Source organism: Hydrogenophaga sp. H7 (assembly GCF_002025745.1).
GTDB classification, from domain to species: Bacteria; Pseudomonadota; Gammaproteobacteria; order Burkholderiales; family Burkholderiaceae_C; genus Hydrogenophaga; species Hydrogenophaga pseudoflava.
On the sequence record NZ_MCIC01000017.1, the window covers coordinates 263,206 to 279,831 of the forward strand.

11 protein-coding genes are annotated in these 16,626 nt (G+C 68.4%); 7 read left to right on the forward strand and 4 right to left on the reverse strand.

What is annotated here, in order from left to right; genetic code table 11:
• Nucleotide 1 precedes the first annotated feature (1 nt).
• The 4 genes from xylB to BC358_RS16985 are packed head-to-tail and all read left to right on the forward strand — an operon-like array spanning nt 2 to nt 5,089.
• Entirely contained in the window at nt 2-1,450 is a 1,449-nt protein-coding gene (gene xylB, locus BC358_RS16970; RefSeq protein ID WP_079366746.1) for a xylulokinase, read from the forward strand.
• A 20-nt stretch (nt 1,451-1,470) separates the two neighbouring features.
• Nucleotides 1,471-2,787, forward strand: coding sequence for a xylose isomerase (gene xylA, locus BC358_RS16975; protein ID WP_079366840.1), 1,317 nt, complete (start codon nt 1,471-1,473; stop codon nt 2,785-2,787).
• Nucleotides 2,788-2,812: 25 nt separating this feature from the next.
• Complete coding sequence (locus tag BC358_RS16980; RefSeq protein WP_079366747.1) at nt 2,813-3,823, forward strand: Gfo/Idh/MocA family protein; 1,011 nt, start codon at nt 2,813-2,815, stop codon at nt 3,821-3,823.
• Nucleotides 3,824-3,871: 48 nt separating this feature from the next.
• The gene (locus tag BC358_RS16985) at nt 3,872-5,089 is read left to right on the forward strand and encodes an MFS transporter (protein ID WP_079366748.1); all 1,218 of its coding nucleotides are present in this window, start codon (nt 3,872-3,874) and stop codon (nt 5,087-5,089) included.
• 107 nt (nt 5,090-5,196) lie between these two features.
• Here BC358_RS16985 and groL read toward each other — a convergent pair whose 3' ends face one another.
• Together groL and groES are read right to left on the reverse strand one after the other, a co-directional pair.
• Complete coding sequence (gene groL, locus BC358_RS16990; protein ID WP_066152735.1) at nt 5,197-6,840, reverse strand: chaperonin GroEL; 1,644 nt, start codon at nt 6,838-6,840, stop codon at nt 5,197-5,199.
• Between the two features lie 44 nt (nt 6,841-6,884).
• Nucleotides 6,885-7,175, reverse strand: coding sequence for a co-chaperone GroES (groES, locus tag BC358_RS16995; protein WP_066152738.1), 291 nt, complete (start codon nt 7,173-7,175; stop codon nt 6,885-6,887).
• Nucleotides 7,176-7,499: 324 nt separating this feature from the next.
• On the opposite strand from groES, the gene ccoG reads away from it, so the two are divergent.
• The 3 genes from ccoG (at nt 7,500) to BC358_RS17015 (ending at nt 13,095) form a co-directional block, all read left to right on the forward strand.
• Nucleotides 7,500-8,930: a cytochrome c oxidase accessory protein CcoG gene (gene ccoG, locus BC358_RS17000; RefSeq protein ID WP_079366749.1), complete on the forward strand. Its 1,431-nt coding sequence runs from the start codon at nt 7,500-7,502 to the stop codon at nt 8,928-8,930.
• 158 nt (nt 8,931-9,088) lie between these two features.
• Nucleotides 9,089-11,290, forward strand: coding sequence for a carotenoid biosynthesis protein (locus BC358_RS21960; RefSeq protein ID WP_143434343.1), 2,202 nt, complete (start codon nt 9,089-9,091; stop codon nt 11,288-11,290).
• Between the two features lie 50 nt (nt 11,291-11,340).
• Entirely contained in the window at nt 11,341-13,095 is a 1,755-nt protein-coding gene (locus BC358_RS17015) for a 7TM diverse intracellular signaling domain-containing protein (protein WP_165961748.1), read from the forward strand.
• Between the two features lie 21 nt (nt 13,096-13,116).
• Here BC358_RS17015 and BC358_RS17020 read toward each other — a convergent pair whose 3' ends face one another.
• Nucleotides 13,117-15,195 carry a PAS domain S-box protein gene (locus BC358_RS17020; RefSeq protein WP_079366751.1) on the reverse strand — a complete coding sequence of 693 codons (2,079 nt, stop codon included), beginning with the start codon at nt 15,193-15,195 and terminating at the stop codon, nt 13,117-13,119.
• A 165-nt stretch (nt 15,196-15,360) separates the two neighbouring features.
• The gene (metK, locus tag BC358_RS17025) at nt 15,361-16,539 is read right to left on the reverse strand and encodes a methionine adenosyltransferase (protein WP_066257905.1); all 1,179 of its coding nucleotides are present in this window, start codon (nt 16,537-16,539) and stop codon (nt 15,361-15,363) included.
• Nucleotides 16,540-16,626 lie beyond the last annotated feature (87 nt).

A 16,626-nucleotide genomic window follows, 5' to 3' on the forward strand; every position in this document is an offset into this window, starting at 1 on the left:
CATGTACATCGGCATCGACATCGGCACCTCCGAGGTGAAGGCCCTGCTGCTGGGCCCAGACCAGCGCGTCATCGGCTCGGCCGGTTCTGCGCTCAGCGTGTCGCGGCCCCACCCGGGCCACAGCGAACAGGACCCGGCCGACTGGTGGACCGCCACCCAGGCCGCGCTGGCCGCGCTGCGGGCTGCGCACCCGGCCGAATACGCCGCGACCGAGGCCATCGGCCTGTCCGGCCAGATGCACGGCGCGGTGCTGCTGGGCGCGCAGGACCGCGTGCTGCGCCCGGCCATCCTCTGGAACGACACCCGCAGCGCGACCGAGTGCGCCGAGATGATGGCCGATGTGCCGGCGCTCAGCGACCTGGGCGGCAGCCTGGCCATGCCCGGCTTCACCGCGCCCAAGCTGCGCTGGGTGGCGCGCCACGAGCCCGAGGTGTTCCGGCAAGTGAGCAAGGTGCTGCTGCCCAAGGACCATGTGCGCCTGATGCTGACCGGCGAACACGTGAGCGACCTGTCGGACGCCAGCGGCACGCTCTGGCTGGACGTGCGGCGGCGCGACTGGTCCGACGAGCTGCTGGCCCTCACGGGGCTGACGCGCGCCCACATGCCGCGCCTGGTCGAAGGCAGCCAGGCCGGCGGCCGGCTCAAGGCCGATGTGGCGCAGGTGCTGGGCCTGCGGCCGGACACGGTGGTGGCCGGCGGCGCGGGCGACAACGCGGCCAGCGCCGTGGGCATGGGCGCGGTCGAGGCCGGCCAGGGCTTTCTCTCGCTGGGCACCAGCGGCGTGCTGTTCGTGGTGACGCCCGACTACCAGCCCAACGCGGCCAGCGCCACGCACGCCTTCTGCCACGCGGTGCCGGGCCGCTGGCACCAGATGAGCGTGATGCTCTCGGCTGCCAGCGCGCTGCAGTGGGTGTCCCACCTGCTGGGCGCCGCCAACGCGGGCGAGGTGGCCACGCGCGCCGCCGCCCTGAGCGCCAGCGACCGCGCCGCGTCCCCGCTGTTCCTGCCCTACCTGAGCGGCGAGCGCACGCCGCACAACGACGCGAAAGTGCGTGGCAGCTTCCACGGCCTGGACTTCGACACCGACGCCGCGCGCCTGGGCTACGCGGTGATGGAGGGCGTGAGCTTCGGCCTGCTCGATGGCCTGGCCGCGCTCAACGCCGCCGGCAGCACCGTCTCGCGCCTGTCGCTGGTCGGCGGGGGCGCGCGCAGCGCCTTCTGGGCCCAGATGCTGGCCAGCGCGCTGGACGTCGAGATCGTCACCCACGGCGGCTCGGCCGTTGGCGGTGCGCTGGGGGCGGCCCGCCTGGGTGCGCTCGCCGTGGGCGCGCCGATGGCCTCGGTCTGCCTGCCGCCGCCGGTCGACACCGTCTACCGCCCCGACCCCGCCGAGCGCGCGCTGCTGGCGCCGCGCCACGAGCTTTTCCGCAGCCTGTACCGCAGGCCCTGATGACTTCACCCGAGACCACCATGAGCACCTACTTCTCCGACATTCCCGCCATCGCCTACGAAGGCCCGCAATCGACCAACCCGCTGGCCTTCAAGTGGTACGACAAGGACCGCCTGGTGCTGGGCAAGCGCATGGAAGACCACCTGCGTTTTGCCGTCTGCTACTGGCACAGCTTCTGCTGGAACGGCTTCGACCCCTTCGGCTACGACGGCACCTTCGAGCGCCCCTGGCAGCGGGTGGCCGACCCGATGGCCGCGGCCCGCATGAAGGCCGACGCCGCGTTCGATTTCTTCTCGCGCCTGGGTGCGCCCTACTACTGCTTCCACGACCGCGACGTGGCGCCCGAAGGGGCGACGCCGCGCGAGAGCGTGAACCACCTGCACGAGATGGTGGACGTGCTGCAGGCCAAGCAGGCGCAGACCGGCATGAAGCTGCTCTGGGGCACGGCCAACCTGTTCAGCCACCGGCGCTTCATGTCGGGTGCGTCCACCAACCCCGACCCCGAGATCTTCGCGCTGGCCGCGTTGCAGGTGAAGGAGGCGATGGACGCCACGCTGAAACTCGGCGGCGAGAACTACGTGCTCTGGGGCGGCCGCGAAGGCTACGAGACCCTGCTGAACACCCGCGTCGGCCAGGAGCTGGACCAGATGGGCCGCTTCCTGAACATGGTGGTGGACTACAAGCACAAGATCGGCTTCAAGGGCACGATCCTGATCGAGCCCAAGCCGCGCGAGCCGTCCAAGCACCAGTACGACTTCGACACCGCCACGGTCTACGGCTTCCTGCAGCGCCACGGGCTGGAGAAGGAGATCAAGGTCAACATCGAGGCCAACCACGCCACGCTCTCGGGCCACAGCTTCGAGCACGAGATCGCCACCGCCATTGATCTGGGCATCTTCGGCTCCATCGACATGAACCGAGGCGACATGCAGTGCGGCTGGGACACCGACCAGTTCCCCAACAACATCCCCGAGACCGCGCTGGCGCTCTACCTGATCCTGCAGGCCGGCGGCTTCACCACTGGGGGCCTGAACTTCGACGCCAAGGTGCGGCGCCAGTCCATCGACGCCGAGGACATGTTCCACGGCCACATCGGCGGCATGGACGTGTCGGCGCGCGCGCTGCTGATCGCCGAGCAGATGGTTCTCGACGGCCAGCTCGCCCGCCATGTCGAGGCCCGCTACGCCGGCTGGAACACCCCCTTCGGCCAGGACCTGATGGCGGGCCGCCTGGGGCTGGACCAGGTGGCCGAACGGGTGCTGGAGCGCAACCAGGACACGCGGCCGGTCTCCGGGCGGCAGGAGCTGCTGGAGAACCTGCTCAACCGCTACATCTGAGCATTGAACCGAACCGGGAGCGGGCATGAAACCAGTGGTTTGGGGCGTGCTGAGCACGGCGAAGATCGGCACCGAGAAGGTGATCCCCGAGATGCTCGCCAGCCCGCTGGTGGAACTGCGCGCGATCGCTTCGCGCAGCCTGCCGTCCGCGCAGGCGGCGGCGCAGCGGCTGGGCATCCCGCAGGCCTACGGCAGCTACGAGGAGCTGCTGGCCGACCCGGCCATCGAGGCCATCTACAACCCGCTGCCCAACCACCTGCACGTGCCGCTGACCCTGCAGGCGGCCGCGGCCGGCAAGCACGTGCTGTGCGAGAAACCGTTCGCCCTCAGCGCCGACGAGGCGCTGAGCGTGCGCGCCGCCGCGGCCACCGTGCACATCGAAGAAGCCTTCATGGTGCGCCACCACCCGCAGTGGCAGCGCGCCCGCGAACTGGTGCGCGCCGGTCGCATCGGCACGCCGCGCGCGGTGCAGGTGTTCTTCTCCTACTTCAACGACGACGGTGCCAACATCCGCAACCAGGCGGCCATCGGTGGTGGCGCGCTGTACGACATCGGCTGCTACGCGGTGCTGGCCGGTCGCTACCTGTTCGAGGCCGAGCCGCTGCGCGCGGTCTCGCTGGTCGACCGCGACCCGGTGATGGGCGTCGACCGTCTCACCAGCGCGCTGCTGGACTTCGGCGCCGGGCGGCAGGTCGGCTTCACCGTGTCGACCCAGAGCGTGCCCTTCCAGCGGGTGCAGGTGGTGGGCACGCATGGCCGCATCGAACTCTTCATCCCCTTCAACGCCGCGCGCGGCGGCCAGATGACGCTGGCGCTGGACGAGGGCGGTGCGCTGGACGGCAGCGGCGTGACGTTGGAGACCCTGCCCGCGGCCGAGCAGTACCGGCTGGAGGTGGAGGCGTTTTCGCGCCGCGTGCGCGCCGGCACGCCGCCCGACGCGTCGGGGCTCGGCGAGGCGGTCGCCCAGGCCCGGGTGATCGACGCGCTGTGGCAATCCGAGCGCAGCGGGCGCTGGGAGCCGGTGGTCCGCGACTGAGCCTGCGGCCCCCGGTGCCGCCCCGGGGCGCGTGCTAGCCTGCGCCCCATGTCCGACCTGCTGTCCCATCCGTCCTTCGTCCGCTTCTGGTGTGCCCGTGTGGCGGCGGTGGCCGGCACCCAGATGCTGATGCTGACCATTGGCTGGCACATGTACGAGCTGACGGCCAGCGCCTGGGACCTCGGGCTGGTCGGGCTGTTCCAGTTCGCTCCCGCGCTGGCCATGACGCTGCCCGCCGGCCACGCCGCCGACCGCCACCACCGCGCCCGCATCGTGGCGCTGTGCCTGTCCGCGCAGGCGGTGGTGGCGCTGCTGCTGGTGGCCGGCACGCTGGCACACGCGGTCTCGCGCGAGTGGCTGCTGGCACTGTCAGCCCTGCTCGGAGCGATCCGGCCGTTTCAGATGTCGGCGCAGCAGGCACTGCTGCCGTCCCTGGTGCCGGCGCCGCTGCTGGCCCGCGCCACGGCGGTCACCTCCACCGGCACGCAGGCGGCCGTCATCGGCGGGCCGGCCCTGGGTGGGCTGATCTTTGCGGTGAACCTGAACGCGGTCTACATCGTCTGCACCGTTATGTTCCTGGGCGCGGCGCTGGCCTGCCTGTGGGTGCGCTACGAGCGCCAGCCGGTGCCGCACGAGCCGGTCAGCGCGCAGACCCTGCTGGCCGGGGTGCGCTATGTGTGGGGCCACCCGGTGCTGCTCGGGGCGGTGTCGCTGGACCTGTTCGCGGTCCTGCTGGGCGGGGCGACCGCGCTCCTGCCGATCTTCGCCAAGGAGATCCTGCACGTCGGCCCCGAAGGCCTGGGCCTGCTGCGTTCAGCGCCGGCAGTGGGTGCGCTGGCGGCCGGGCTGGTGCTCTCGCACGTCGCGCTGGAGCGGCGCGTCGGGCCCAAGCTGCTGGTGTCGGTGGCCGTGTTCGGCCTGTGCATGGTGGTGTTCGGTCTGTCCACCTCGTTCTGGCTGTCGCTGCTGGCGCTGGCGGTGTCCGGCGCGGCCGACATGGTCAGCGTGGTCATCCGCCAGACTCTGGTGCAGCTGGAAACGCCGGACCAGATGCGGGGCCGCGTGGCGGCGGTCAACACGCTCTTCATCGGCGCCAGCAACCAGCTCGGCGAGTTCGAGTCGGGCGTGACGGCCGCGGCCTTCGGTCCGGTGGGCTCGGTGGTGCTGGGCGGGCTGGGCACCATCGGCATCAGCCTGGCGTGGTGGCGCCTGTTCCGGCCACTGGCGCTGCGCGATGCGCTGGCCGGTCCGCAGCGGGTGGCCTGAACGCTGCCGACCCCACGGCGGGGCCCAACAAAAAAAAGCCCCGCAAGTCGCCTTGCGGGGCTTTTTTCTTTGGCGGGGGGCCGTAGCCCCCAGGCCGGGTCAAGGCATTACATGCCCATGCCCATGCCGCCCATGTCGCCCATGCCGCCACCGGGCATGGCGGGTGCGTCGTCCTTGGGGGACTCGGCGACCATGCACTCGGTCGTCAGCATCAGGGACGCCACGGAGGCGGCGTTCTGCAGCGCGGTGCGGGTCACCTTGGTCGGGTCCAGGATACCCATTTCGATCATGTCGCCGTAGGTGTCGTTGGCGGCGTTGAAGCCGAAGTTGCCCTTGCCTTCCAGCACCTTGTTGATCACGACGGAGGGCTCGCCACCGGCGTTGGCCACGATCTCGCGCAGCGGGGCTTCGATGGCCTTGAGGACCAGCTTGATGCCGGCGTCCTGGTCGGCGTTGTCACCCTTGATGGCGCCAGCGGCTTGCTTGGCGCGCAGCAGGGCCACGCCACCACCGGCGACGATGCCTTCTTCCACGGCAGCGCGGGTGGCGTGCAGGGCGTCTTCCACGCGGGCCTTCTTTTCCTTCATCTCGACTTCGGTGGCGGCACCGACCTTGATGACGGCCACGCCGCCGGCCAGCTTGGCCACGCGCTCTTGCAGCTTTTCGCGGTCGTAGTCGCTGGTGGCTTCTTCGATCTGCACGCGGATTTGCTTGACGCGGGCTTCGATGTCAGCGGCAGCGCCGGCGCCGTCGATGATGGTGGTGTTTTCCTTGCCCACTTCGATGCGCTTGGCCTGGCCCAGGTCGGCCAGCGTCACCTTCTCGAGGGTCAGGCCGACTTCTTCGGCGATGACCTTGCCGCCGGTCAGGATGGCGATGTCTTCCAGCATGGCCTTGCGGCGGTCGCCGAAGCCAGGAGCCTTCACAGCCACAACCTTCAGGATGCCGCGGATGGTGTTGACCACCAGGGTCGCCAGGGCTTCGCCTTCGACGTCTTCGGCAATGATCAGCAGCGGACGGCCGGCCTTGGCCACGGCTTCCAGCGTGGGCAGCAGGTCACGGATGTTGCTGATCTTCTTGTCGAACAGCAGGACAAACGGGTTGTCCAGCAGGGCGGCCTGCTTCTCGGGGTTGTTGATGAAGTAGGGCGACAGGTAGCCGCGGTCGAACTGCATGCCCTCGACCACGTCGAGTTCGTTCTGCAGCGACTTGCCGTCTTCCACGGTGATCACGCCTTCCTTGCCGACCTTGTCCATCGCGTTGGCGATGATCTCGCCGATGGAGGTGTCGCTGTTGGCGGAGATGGAGCCGACCTGGGCGATTTCCTTGCTGGTGGTGGTGGGCTTGGAGGCCTTCTTCAGCTCGGCGATCAGGGACTCGACGGCACGGTCGATACCGCGCTTCAGGTCCATCGGGTTCATGCCGGCGGCCACGTACTTCATGCCTTCGCGCACGATGGCCTGGGCCAGCACGGTGGCGGTGGTGGTGCCGTCACCGGCGTTGTCCGAAGTCTTGGAAGCAACTTCCTTGACCATCTGGGCGCCCATGTTCTGGAGCTTGTCCTTGAGTTCGATTTCCTTGGCCACGGACACACCGTCCTTGGTCACGGTGGGGGCGCCGAAGGAGCGCTCGAGCACCACGTTGCGACCCTTGGGGCCCAGGGTGGTCTTGACCGCGTTGGCCAGGACGTTCACGCCTTCAACCATGCGGGCGCGGGCTTCGCCGCCGAAAATGACGTCTTTTGCTGCCATGTTGATTTCTCCGATTCAGTAATTGGGGATGGATGAGGGGCGAATTACTTCTCGACGACCGCGAACAGGTCGTCTTCCTTCATGACCAGCAGTTCGTTGCCATCGACCTTGACGGTCTGGCCGCTGTACTTGCCGAACAGAACGCGGTCACCGACCTTGACGTTCATGGCGGACAGTTCGCCCTTGTCGTTTTTCTTGCCGGGACCGACGGCCAGGACTTCGCCCTGGTCGGGCTTCTCTGCGGCGGCGTCGGGGATGACGATGCCGGAGGCGGTCTTGGTTTCGCTGTCAATGCGCTTGACGATCACGCGATCGGCGAGAGGACGAAGGTTCATTGCATCTCCTGAAATGGATCAAATGTTGGGGGTCAGATGGGCGGGGCCACTGGCCATGGGGCTGGGCCCCGCGGATCGACTGGGAGTCGGGTGTTAGCACTCAACTCCAGCGAGTGCTAATCATAAGGGCCGGTCCTGCCCATTTCAAGTGCGTCCCCGGAAATTCCAGGCTGCCAGATGATCTGCCATATTGGCAGCCATTGGCGGAGTGGCAGTGTTTCGCAGAGACTTGGCCGATGGCAAGTGCCTGAATTCAAAGAATTTTTTGTCTGGCACGGTTCTTGGAAAGTGGCAGGCATCGGCAGACTTTCCCCCACCCTCACCATGTCCACCACCACTGCAGCCACCGCCGCACCGGCGGCCAGTCCCGAGCCGGACGCCGTTGAAATCTCCCTGTACGAGTCGCGCCGGAAGATCCAGACACGTTCGGTCAGCGGCACCTTCACCCACCTGCGCTGGGCCGCGGTCTGGTTCACCCAGATCCTGTTCTATGCGCTGCCCTGGTTCAACTGGAACGGGCGCCAGGCGGTGCTGTTCGACCTGCTCTCGCGCCGCTTCTACCTGGGTGGTCTGGTGCTGTACCCGCAGGACTTCATCTACCTCACCGGCCTGCTGGTGATGTCGGCGCTGTCGCTGTTCCTGTTCACCGCGGTGGCCGGGCGCCTGTGGTGCGGCTACGCCTGCCCGCAGACGGTCTACACCGAGATCTTCATGTGGATCGAGAAGAAGATCGAGGGCGACCGCGCGGCCCGCATCCGGCTGGACGACGCGCCCATGAGCGGCGCCAAGTTCGCGCGCCGTGGTGCCAAGCACCTGGCCTGGGTGCTGTTCGCGCTGTGGACCGGTTTCACCTTCGTCGGCTACTTCACGCCGATCCGCGCCCAGACCGCCGAGGTGCTGGCGGGCACCATGGGTGCCTGGCAGACCTTCTGGATCTTCTTCTACGGCTTCGCCACCTACGGCAACGCGGGCTTCATGCGCGAGCAGGTCTGCAAGTACATGTGCCCCTATGCCCGCTTCCAGAGCGCGATGTTCGACAAGGACACCTTGATCGTGACCTACGACGCCGCCCGCGGCGAACCGCGCGGCTCGCGCGGCAAGAAGGTCGATCCGAAGGAAAAGGGCCTGGGTTCGTGTGTGGACTGCACGCTGTGCGTGCAGGTCTGCCCCACCGGCATCGACATCCGCAAGGGCCTGCAGTACGAGTGCATCGGCTGCGGCGCCTGCGCCGACGTGTGCGACGAGGTGATGGACAAGTTCGGCTACGCGCGCGGCCTGGTCAAGTACTCGACCCAGAACGCCATGACCAGCGGCTGGGACAAGGCACAGACGATCCGCCGCGCGCTGCGCCCGCGCGTGCTGGTGTATTCGGCCATCCTGGGGGCGATCGCGGTGGCGGTGGGCGTGAGCCTGTACCTGCGCGTGCCGATGAAGGTGGACGTGATCCGCGACCGCGGCGCGCTCGCCCGCATGGTCGACCAGGGACGGATCGAGAACGTCTACCGCCTGCAGATCATGAACGCCACCGAGGACCGGCAACTGATCCGGCTGGCGGTGGAGGGCATGGAGGGCATCGCGCTCGCCTCGGAGCCGGTGGTGGATGTGCTGCCGACCGAGGTGCGCACGCTGGCCGTGCGGGTGCAGGTGCCCCCGGGCGCCGCGAGCGGCTCGCACCCCATCGTGTTCCGGCTGCAGTCGAGCACCGACGAGGCGATCCGGCTGGACGAGAAGACCACCTTCCTCGTGCCACGCTGACGGCGCCTGCGCGCGGGGCGGGGGAACCCGCGCGGGTATCGCGCCGTGCTTGCGGTCACAATGCCGGCCCAAGGGGGTTGACCAAGCAATGAAAGCCGTTGGCTGTGGCCCCTTCTTTTGCCCTCACTTCCTCCGCCCCATCTGTTCTTGACCGCGCCGTGTTCCAGGCGGCGGCGGCTGGCACGGCGCTGCTGCTGATCTGGACCGCCTGGCACTACCCCGGCCTCACCCTGGCTCTGGTGGTTTCGTGCGCCGTGATGTTCTGGGTCTGCGCCTGGTCGGCCACCCGGCTGCTGGGCTACCGGCGGACGCGCGCCCTGATGCTGCTGGCCCTGGGCCTGGGCTGGTTCGCCGAGCAGATGGGCTCCTCGCGCGGCTGGTTCTTCGGCCGCTACACCTACACCGAGGTGCTCGGTCCGCGCCTGGGGGACGTGCCGCTGGCCATTCCCCTCATGTGGTTCGCGCTGGCGCTGATCGGCTACGTGATGGCCTCGCTGATGCTCTGGCGCCGGCCGGTCCACGCGAATCCAGGTTTCCGCAGCGGCCTGCTGACGGCCTGGCTGGCGGCGATGGTGATCACCGCCTTCGACCTGGGCGCCGACTCGTACTTCGTGTTTGTGCTCAAGGCCTGGATCATGCAGAAGACCGACGGCGGCTGGTTCGGCGAGACCCTGCAGGGCTTTGCCGGCTGGATGGCGGTGTCGCTGCTGATCGTTGGCAGCTTCCAGGCGCTGGCCGCGCCGCGCCGCTCGCCACCGCCCGCGGATGGCCTGCCGTTGGCGGTGCTGGTGCCCATCCTCATCTACGCCAGCGGGCTGGTGTTCCAGGTGCTGCTGGGCCACCCCATCGAGGTGCGGGCCATCGCCTTCTTTGCGATGGGTCTGCCGGTGGTCGTGGCCTGGGCCGTCTGGCGCCAGTGGTCCCACCCGCACCAGCGCGCCGCCCGTGCGCGTCCGCTGGCCGGGCTGGATCTGGCCGCCCAGTCGATGCAGGCCGACCCGACAGCGGACGACACCATCACCGCCCTGATCGGCCGGCGCACGGGCGACAGCGCGGTCACGGGCGAGGGGGCGACCCGCCTGGCGCAGGCCAACCAGCTGATGTCGGCCTGGACCCACAACGCGGCGCTGGCGCCGGGCTGGGCGGCGGCCAGCCAGGCCGACCCCGAGGTGGCGGCTGCGCTGGAGGCCTATGTGGCCCAGGCCCGGGCGCTGCCCGACTGGGCCGACGCTGGCAAGATCGCACGGGCCGAGGCGATCTTCATGGAGCACGGCCCGCTGTCCTGCACCCTGCTGTTCTGCTCCAGCCTGCCCGAGTGCTACGTGATGCCGCAGCTGGCCGAGGTGCTGCACATCGCCGGCCAGCTGGAACAGCACACCGAGCACCGCATCCGCCAGACCGCCGCCATGGTGTTCCCGGTGATGATGAAGGGCGGCCTGACCGACCCCGAGGGCTCGGGCGTGGCCCAGGTGCTCAAGGTGCGGCTGATCCACGCCACGATCCGGCACCTGATCCTGCGCGGCGACCCGCAGAAGGTGCGTGGTCGCGTGCTGCCGCAGTTGCTGGCGGGTGCCGACCGCAGCATGCACCGCGCACTCGCCGCGCACGGCTGGGACGTCGACGCCCAGGGCCTGCCCTGCAACCAGATCGAACTGGCCTACACCCTGCTGACCTTCAGCTACTCCTTCCTCAAGGGCATGCGCACCCTCGGGCTGGGCCTGCCGCGCGAGGACGAGGAGGCCTACCTGCACGCCTGGAACGTGATGGGCCATGTGCTGGGCGTGCGCCGGGAGCTGATGGCCTGGACCATGGACGAGGCGGCGGCGCTGTTCGACGTGCTGCAGGCCCAGGCTCCGCTGCTGCCGGGCCAGGCCGATCCGCGGCCGCCGCTGGGCCGGGCGCTCGTGGCGGCCATGGCGCATTCGATCCGCGTGCCGGTGCTGCGCGGGTTGCCGGTGCCGCTGACCCGGTGGCTGATCGGGCCCGAGACGGCGGCCCGCATCGGCATCGACGGGCACGTGTCCTGGGCCACGCGGCTGGTGTTCCAGCTCGGGCGGCTGCTCGTGGGCGTGACCGACGGCGTCGTCGGCCTGGTGGTGCCCGGCTTCTCGCTGTCCCGGCTGTTCACCCGCGCCGTCGGCTACCACCTGCTCACCCGCTTCCTGATGAACCAGACCCGGCCCCTGGCGCTGCCGGACCGGGTGCTCAATCCCATGGGCGAGCTGATCGCCGGCTGGAGCCACGACCCGCTCGCACCAGGCTGGGTGAACCGGCTGGAAGACCGGCTGACGACCACCGGCGACTGGCACCGGCGACCGCTTCGAGGCGTTCACGCGACAGATGGCGCCAAGGCCGGATGAGTGGCGTGAAAGTTGTAACAGCTGCGCGGTGCAGCCGCTACGATCCGGCCATGCCGTCCAGCGCCACTGCCCGCCTCCGCTCCAGCTTCCATGCCTGTTGGCGCATGGTGTTGCTGGGACTGCTGGCGCTGGCCGCGCTGCTGCCCCTGACGGCCCGGGCCGACAAGGTGCCGGGCGAGGGCGACATCACCCTGTCCACGCGGTTCTGGATCGACTCCTCCGGCAGCGCCACGGTGGACCAGGTCGCCGCCGAGTCCCCGGGCACCTGGGAGGCGATGGACCACTACCGGTCCTTCGAGCTCGGTTCGTCGGCGCTGTGGGTCCGCATCGAGCCTGGCCAGCTGGACTCCCGGCGGCGCTGGTACCTGATGCTGACCGCGGCCGCCTTCACCAACGATGCCCGCCTCTACACCCGCGGGGCGGACGGTGGATGGACCGAGCAGCGTGCGGGCGACCACCTGCCGGTGGCCCAGTGGAGCCACCCCGACCAGACGCCGGTGTTTTCGGTCGATCCCCTGCTCACCGAACCACTGTGGCTGCGGCTGGCCAACGCGCCGGCGCCCACCAGCCCTCGGCTGCAGCTGCTGACCGAAGAGAACCTGCAGTCCAAGCGCTACACCACCTTCCTGTTCATCGGCGGCTACCTCGGGTTCGGGCTGCTGGTGCTGTTCCTGGGCTGGGTCCACGTCCGGCTCTATGGTGACCGGGCCTTTGTCGCCTACTGTTTCTACGTGGCGTCCATGCTGGGCTTCCAGGCCTCGTTCACTGGTATCGGGGGGCTGTTCTTCTGGCCCCACTGGGCCGTGTGGAACGATCTGGCGCCGTCGTTCTTCATGCTCTGGCTCACCGGCTCGGGCATCTGGTTCGTGCGCGAGGCCTGTGCGGTGCCACGCCATTCCCGGGGTGTCGACCGCTTCGTGGTGGCCTGGTCGCTGTTCGGCGTGGTCTATTCCCTGGTCTACGCGGCCCTGCTGTCGCCGCTGGCATTCAAGCTGCTCAACCTCTACGGCCTGCTGTCGGTGGTGCTGAGCATTGCGCTCTGCCTCTGGACCTGGCGCCGGGGCGAAACCTACGCCGGCTGGCTCTTCCTGGGCTTCCTGCCGGTCCACCTGGGGTACCCGTTCCCGGCGCTGCGCAGTGCCGGCGTGCTGCCCGACAGCCTGGCGACACAGTACGGGGTGCTGATCGGCTCGGCGATCGAGATCCCCCTGCTGCTGTACATCCTGCACCGGCGGGCCAAGGACTTCAGCGAGAACCGGGCGCGGCTGCGGGCGATGGAAAGCACCGACCCGCTGACGGGGCTGACGATCGCGCCGGTGCTGCGCCTGCGCCTGCGCGACGCGCTCAAGCGGGCGCGCCGTTCGGGGCATCGCTGCGGTGTGATGCTGGTGGAGCTGTCCAACCATGCGGACATCGTGGCGCGCGAAGGGCGCGAGGCCGGTGACCGGGCGCTGGTGGTGGCAGCGTCGCGCCTGAGCGGCGTGGTGCGCGACGTGGACACGGTGTGCCGCATCTCGGACACCCGCTTCGCCATGCTGATCGAAGGTCCGCAGAAGCCCGAGCTGCTCAAGCTGCTGGGCCAGCACGTGGTGGCCAAGGGGCTGGAGAAGGTGCCCAACCTGCCCGTCGAACTGCCGCTGCGCTTCCGCCTGGTCTCCAGCACCCCGCCGGACGACAAGGATTCGCTGGAGGATGCACTCAGCGACGAACGCCTGCTGGCGCGCCTGAACCGGGCGCTGGACCGCCTCTCCGACGATCCGCGCAAGGTGGTGTTGCACCTCTCTCAGCCGCCGCTGCAGGTCTGAGCCCGGCGGCGGGCCGGGTGCTCAGACCGTCAGGTCGGCCATCGACGACTTCGGAAAGTCCATCTCCGGCTCGGGTCCCTCGAACGGCAGCGTGAAGTAGAAGGTGCAGCCCTCGCCGGGCGCGCTTTCGGCCCAGATGCGGCCGCCGTGGCGCTCGATGATGCGCTGCGACAGGGCCAGGCCGGTGCCCGTGCCCTCGAAGTCCATCGAGTGGTGCTGGCGCTGGAACATCACGAACAGGTTGTGCGCCTTTTCCAGGTCGAAGCCGACGCCGTTGTCGTGCACGTAGAAGGTGCGGCCACCCACGGGGTTGATCTTCCAGCCGATCTCGATGTGGGCCTTCTCGCGCGGCCGCGTGTACTTGACCGAATTGTTCAGCAGGTTGCCGAAGGCCTGGGCCAGCAGCATGGCGTCGCCGCGCACCACCGGCAGGTCGTCCTCGACCACCCATTCGATGGTCCGGCCCTGGCTCTCCTGTTTCAAGTGCGAGATCAGGCCCTCCAGCAGCGGTGCCAGCGGCACCGGCTGCGCTTCGATGGCCACGCGGCCGAGGCGGGCGTATTCCAGCAGGCCTTCGATCATGAGGCTCATGCGCTTGCTGGCCTTGTTGATCGAGTTGAGGTACTGCTGCGCGATCGGGTCGTTGACCTCGCCCAGCTGCTCCTGCAGCAGGGTGACGAAGCTGCTGATGTGGCGCAGAGGCGCGCGCAGGTCGTGCGAGACCATGTGCGAGAACACGTCCAGGTCCTTGTTGGCCGCCACCAGCTGCTGTGTGCGTTCGGCCACGCGCTTTTCCAGTTCCTTGTTGAGGTCGTTCATCACGTCCTCCAGGCTCTTGGCGGCGGTCATGTCGCGTGTGATGCAGGACAGCCCCTGCAGCTCGCCCGCCTCGTTGCGCAGCGCGGTCAGCACCGTGTGCGCCCAGAAGCGCGAGCCGTCGTCGCGCAGGCGCCAGCCGCGGGTTTCCCACTGGCCATGGGCCGTGGCCAGGCGCAGCACCTGCGCCGGGTCGACCTCGTCCTCACCGGCGTTGTCCACCGCCAGCAGCCGCAGGTAGGGTTTGCCGATCATCTGGGTGCGGGTGAAACCGTGCAGGCGCTGGGCGCTTTCCGTCCATTCGGTGACGGCGCCGGACTCGTCGACGAAGTAGATGCAGTGGTCCTGGATGGCGTCGACCATCAGGCGGTAGCGCTGCTCGCTCTGGAACAGCTCGGCGGTGCGTTCGCGCACGCGCTCTTCGAGGTCGCGGTTGGCCTCCAGCACGAACTCCTCGGTGCGGCGGCGATCGGTGATGTCGTGCAGCTCGATGAAGATGCCTTCGACAGTGCCCAGCTGGAAGTCGGGGATGTAGTGGATTTCGTAGAAGCTGCGCGATCCGTCGGCTTCGGTGCGCTCGGACTCGAAGGTCTGCTTCTGGCCGTTGAGGGCGTCGGCCACGTGCGGCAGGATGTCCGGCAACTGCTCGGGATCCACCAGCTGGCTGAGGTGCGCGCCTACCATTTCTCCGACCAGCCGGCCGCTGCGCGCCGCATGCGCGGTGTTGGCAAAGCGGCAGATCAGGTCCTTGTCGTAGTAGGCCAGGTGCGTCGGGATGCGGTCGGTGATGCTGCGCAGGAAGGCGTCGTGCGCCGCCAGCCGCTGCTCGGCGGCCTTGCGCTCGCTGATGTCGGTGATCGTGGTGTTGCTGTAGAGGAAGCGGCCCTGCTCATCGACCACCGCGGTCGAGGAGCACAGGGCGTGGAAGCGGGAACCGTCCTTGCGGCGAATCTCAAGTTCCAGCGGATCGGTGCGGCCTGTATCGATCAGGTTCTGCATGCGGACACGCATGAGCGCCACCCACTCCGGCTCCAGCAGCGAGGCCAGGTCGCGATGCTGGCCGAGCAGTTCTTCGCGCTCGTAACCCAGCCAGTCCAGCAGGGTGCGGTTGAGGTTGACGAAACGCAGGTCGGCATCCAGCGACAAGTAGCCGCAGGGGGCCTGGTCATACAGTGACTGGGCGCGCTCCAGGGCGATCTTGAGCTCCTGCGTGCGCAAAGCCACCAGTCGTTCAAGTTCGGGACTGGCGTTGTCGGTCCGATCCGGGCAGACAGGGGGTTCCATGGTTCCAGGCTCCAGGTCGTGGCGTTGCAATAGGCATGGGTTGCCGTTCAGCCCGTATCGGCGGCCAAACGGAAAACTTCAGGCATTGTGGACCTGTGACCCGCCGCTTGGAACCATAAAAAAGCCCCGCGATGCGGGGCTTTTGTCCAGAGGAAGGCAAAGGACTTACAGACCAGCGGCAGCGCGCAGCGCCTCCACCTTGTCGGTGCGTTCCCAGCTGAACTCCGGTTCCTCGCGGCCGAAGTGGCCGTAGGCGGCGGTCTTCTCGTAGATCGGGCGCAGCAGGTCCAGCATCTGGATGATGCCCTTCGGACGCAGGTCGAACACCTCGGCCACGATGGCGCTGAGCTTCTCGTCGCTGATCTTGCCGGTGCCTTCGGTGTACACCGTGATGTTCATCGGCTTGGCCACACCAATGGCGTAGGCCACCTGCACCTGGCACTGGCGCGCCAGGCCTGCGGCGACCACGTTCTTGGCCACATAGCGCGCGGCGTAGGCGGCGGAACGGTCGACCTTGGACGGGTCCTTGCCCGAGAAGGCGCCGCCACCGTGCGGGCAGGCGCCGCCGTAGGTGTCGACGATGATCTTGCGACCGGTGAGGCCGCAGTCCCCCTGCGGGCCGCCGACGACGAAGCGGCCGGTCGGGTTGATCAGGTAGCGGGTGTTCTGCAGCCATTCCTTGGGCAGCACCGGCTTGATGATCTCTTCGATGATGGCCTCGTTGAACTCGGGCTTCATCTTGTCGCCCAGGCTCCACTCGGGCGCGTGCTGGCTGGACAGCACCACGGTGTCGATGCTGTGCGGCTTGCCGTCCACGTAGCGCATGGTGACCTGGCTCTTGGCGTCCGGACGCAGGAAGGGCAGGCGGCCGTCCTTGCGCAGCTGGGCCTGGCGCTCGACCAGGCGGTGCGCATAGTAGATCGGCGCGGGCATCAGCTCGGGCGTCTCGTCGCAGGCGTAGCCGAACATCAGGCCCTGGTCGCCCGCACCGGTGTTGAGGTGGTCGTCGCTGGCGTGGTCCACGCCCTGGGCGATGTCGTTGGACTGCTTGTCGTAGCAGACCATGACCGCGCAGCCCTTGTAGTCGATGCCGTATTCGGTGTTGTCGTAGCCGATGCGCTTGATGGTGTCGCGCGCCACCTGGATGTAGTCGACATGGGCGTTGGTGGTGATTTCACCGGCCAGCACCACGAGGCCCGTGTTGCACAGCGTCTCGGCGGCCACGCGCGAGCGCGGGTCCTGCTTGAAGATCGCGTCGAGGATGGCGTCCGAGATCTGGTCGGCAACCTTGTCGGGGTGGCCTTCGGAGACGGATTCGGACGTGAAGAGGAAGTCGTTCGCCATATAAACTCCAGAGTGTTTGAACCGGCGTTGCCGGTCTTTCTGGGTTCGGCGAACGCTTTAGCGGCATTTGTGAATCGCCCCGCAATT

What these genes read in the sequence shown, in the direction of transcription:
- xylB (WP_079366746.1), top strand. Translation starts at nt 2, where the DNA reads ATGTACATCGGCATCGACATCGGCACCTCCGAGGTGAAGGCCCTGCTG.
- xylA (WP_079366840.1), top strand. Translation starts at nt 1,471, where the DNA reads ATGAGCACCTACTTCTCCGACATTCCCGCCATCGCCTACGAAGGCCCG.
- BC358_RS16980 (WP_079366747.1), top strand. Translation starts at nt 2,813, where the DNA reads ATGAAACCAGTGGTTTGGGGCGTGCTGAGCACGGCGAAGATCGGCACC.
- BC358_RS16985 (WP_079366748.1), top strand. Translation starts at nt 3,872, where the DNA reads ATGTCCGACCTGCTGTCCCATCCGTCCTTCGTCCGCTTCTGGTGTGCC.
- groL (WP_066152735.1), bottom strand. Translation starts at nt 6,840, where the DNA reads ATGGCAGCAAAAGACGTCATTTTCGGCGGCGAAGCCCGCGCCCGCATG.
- groES (WP_066152738.1), bottom strand. Translation starts at nt 7,175, where the DNA reads ATGAACCTTCGTCCTCTCGCCGATCGCGTGATCGTCAAGCGCATTGAC.
- ccoG (WP_079366749.1), top strand. Translation starts at nt 7,500, where the DNA reads ATGTCCACCACCACTGCAGCCACCGCCGCACCGGCGGCCAGTCCCGAG.
- BC358_RS17015 (WP_165961748.1), top strand. Translation starts at nt 11,341, where the DNA reads ATGCCGTCCAGCGCCACTGCCCGCCTCCGCTCCAGCTTCCATGCCTGT.
- BC358_RS17020 (WP_079366751.1), bottom strand. Translation starts at nt 15,195, where the DNA reads ATGGAACCCCCTGTCTGCCCGGATCGGACCGACAACGCCAGTCCCGAA.
- metK (WP_066257905.1), bottom strand. Translation starts at nt 16,539, where the DNA reads ATGGCGAACGACTTCCTCTTCACGTCCGAATCCGTCTCCGAAGGCCAC.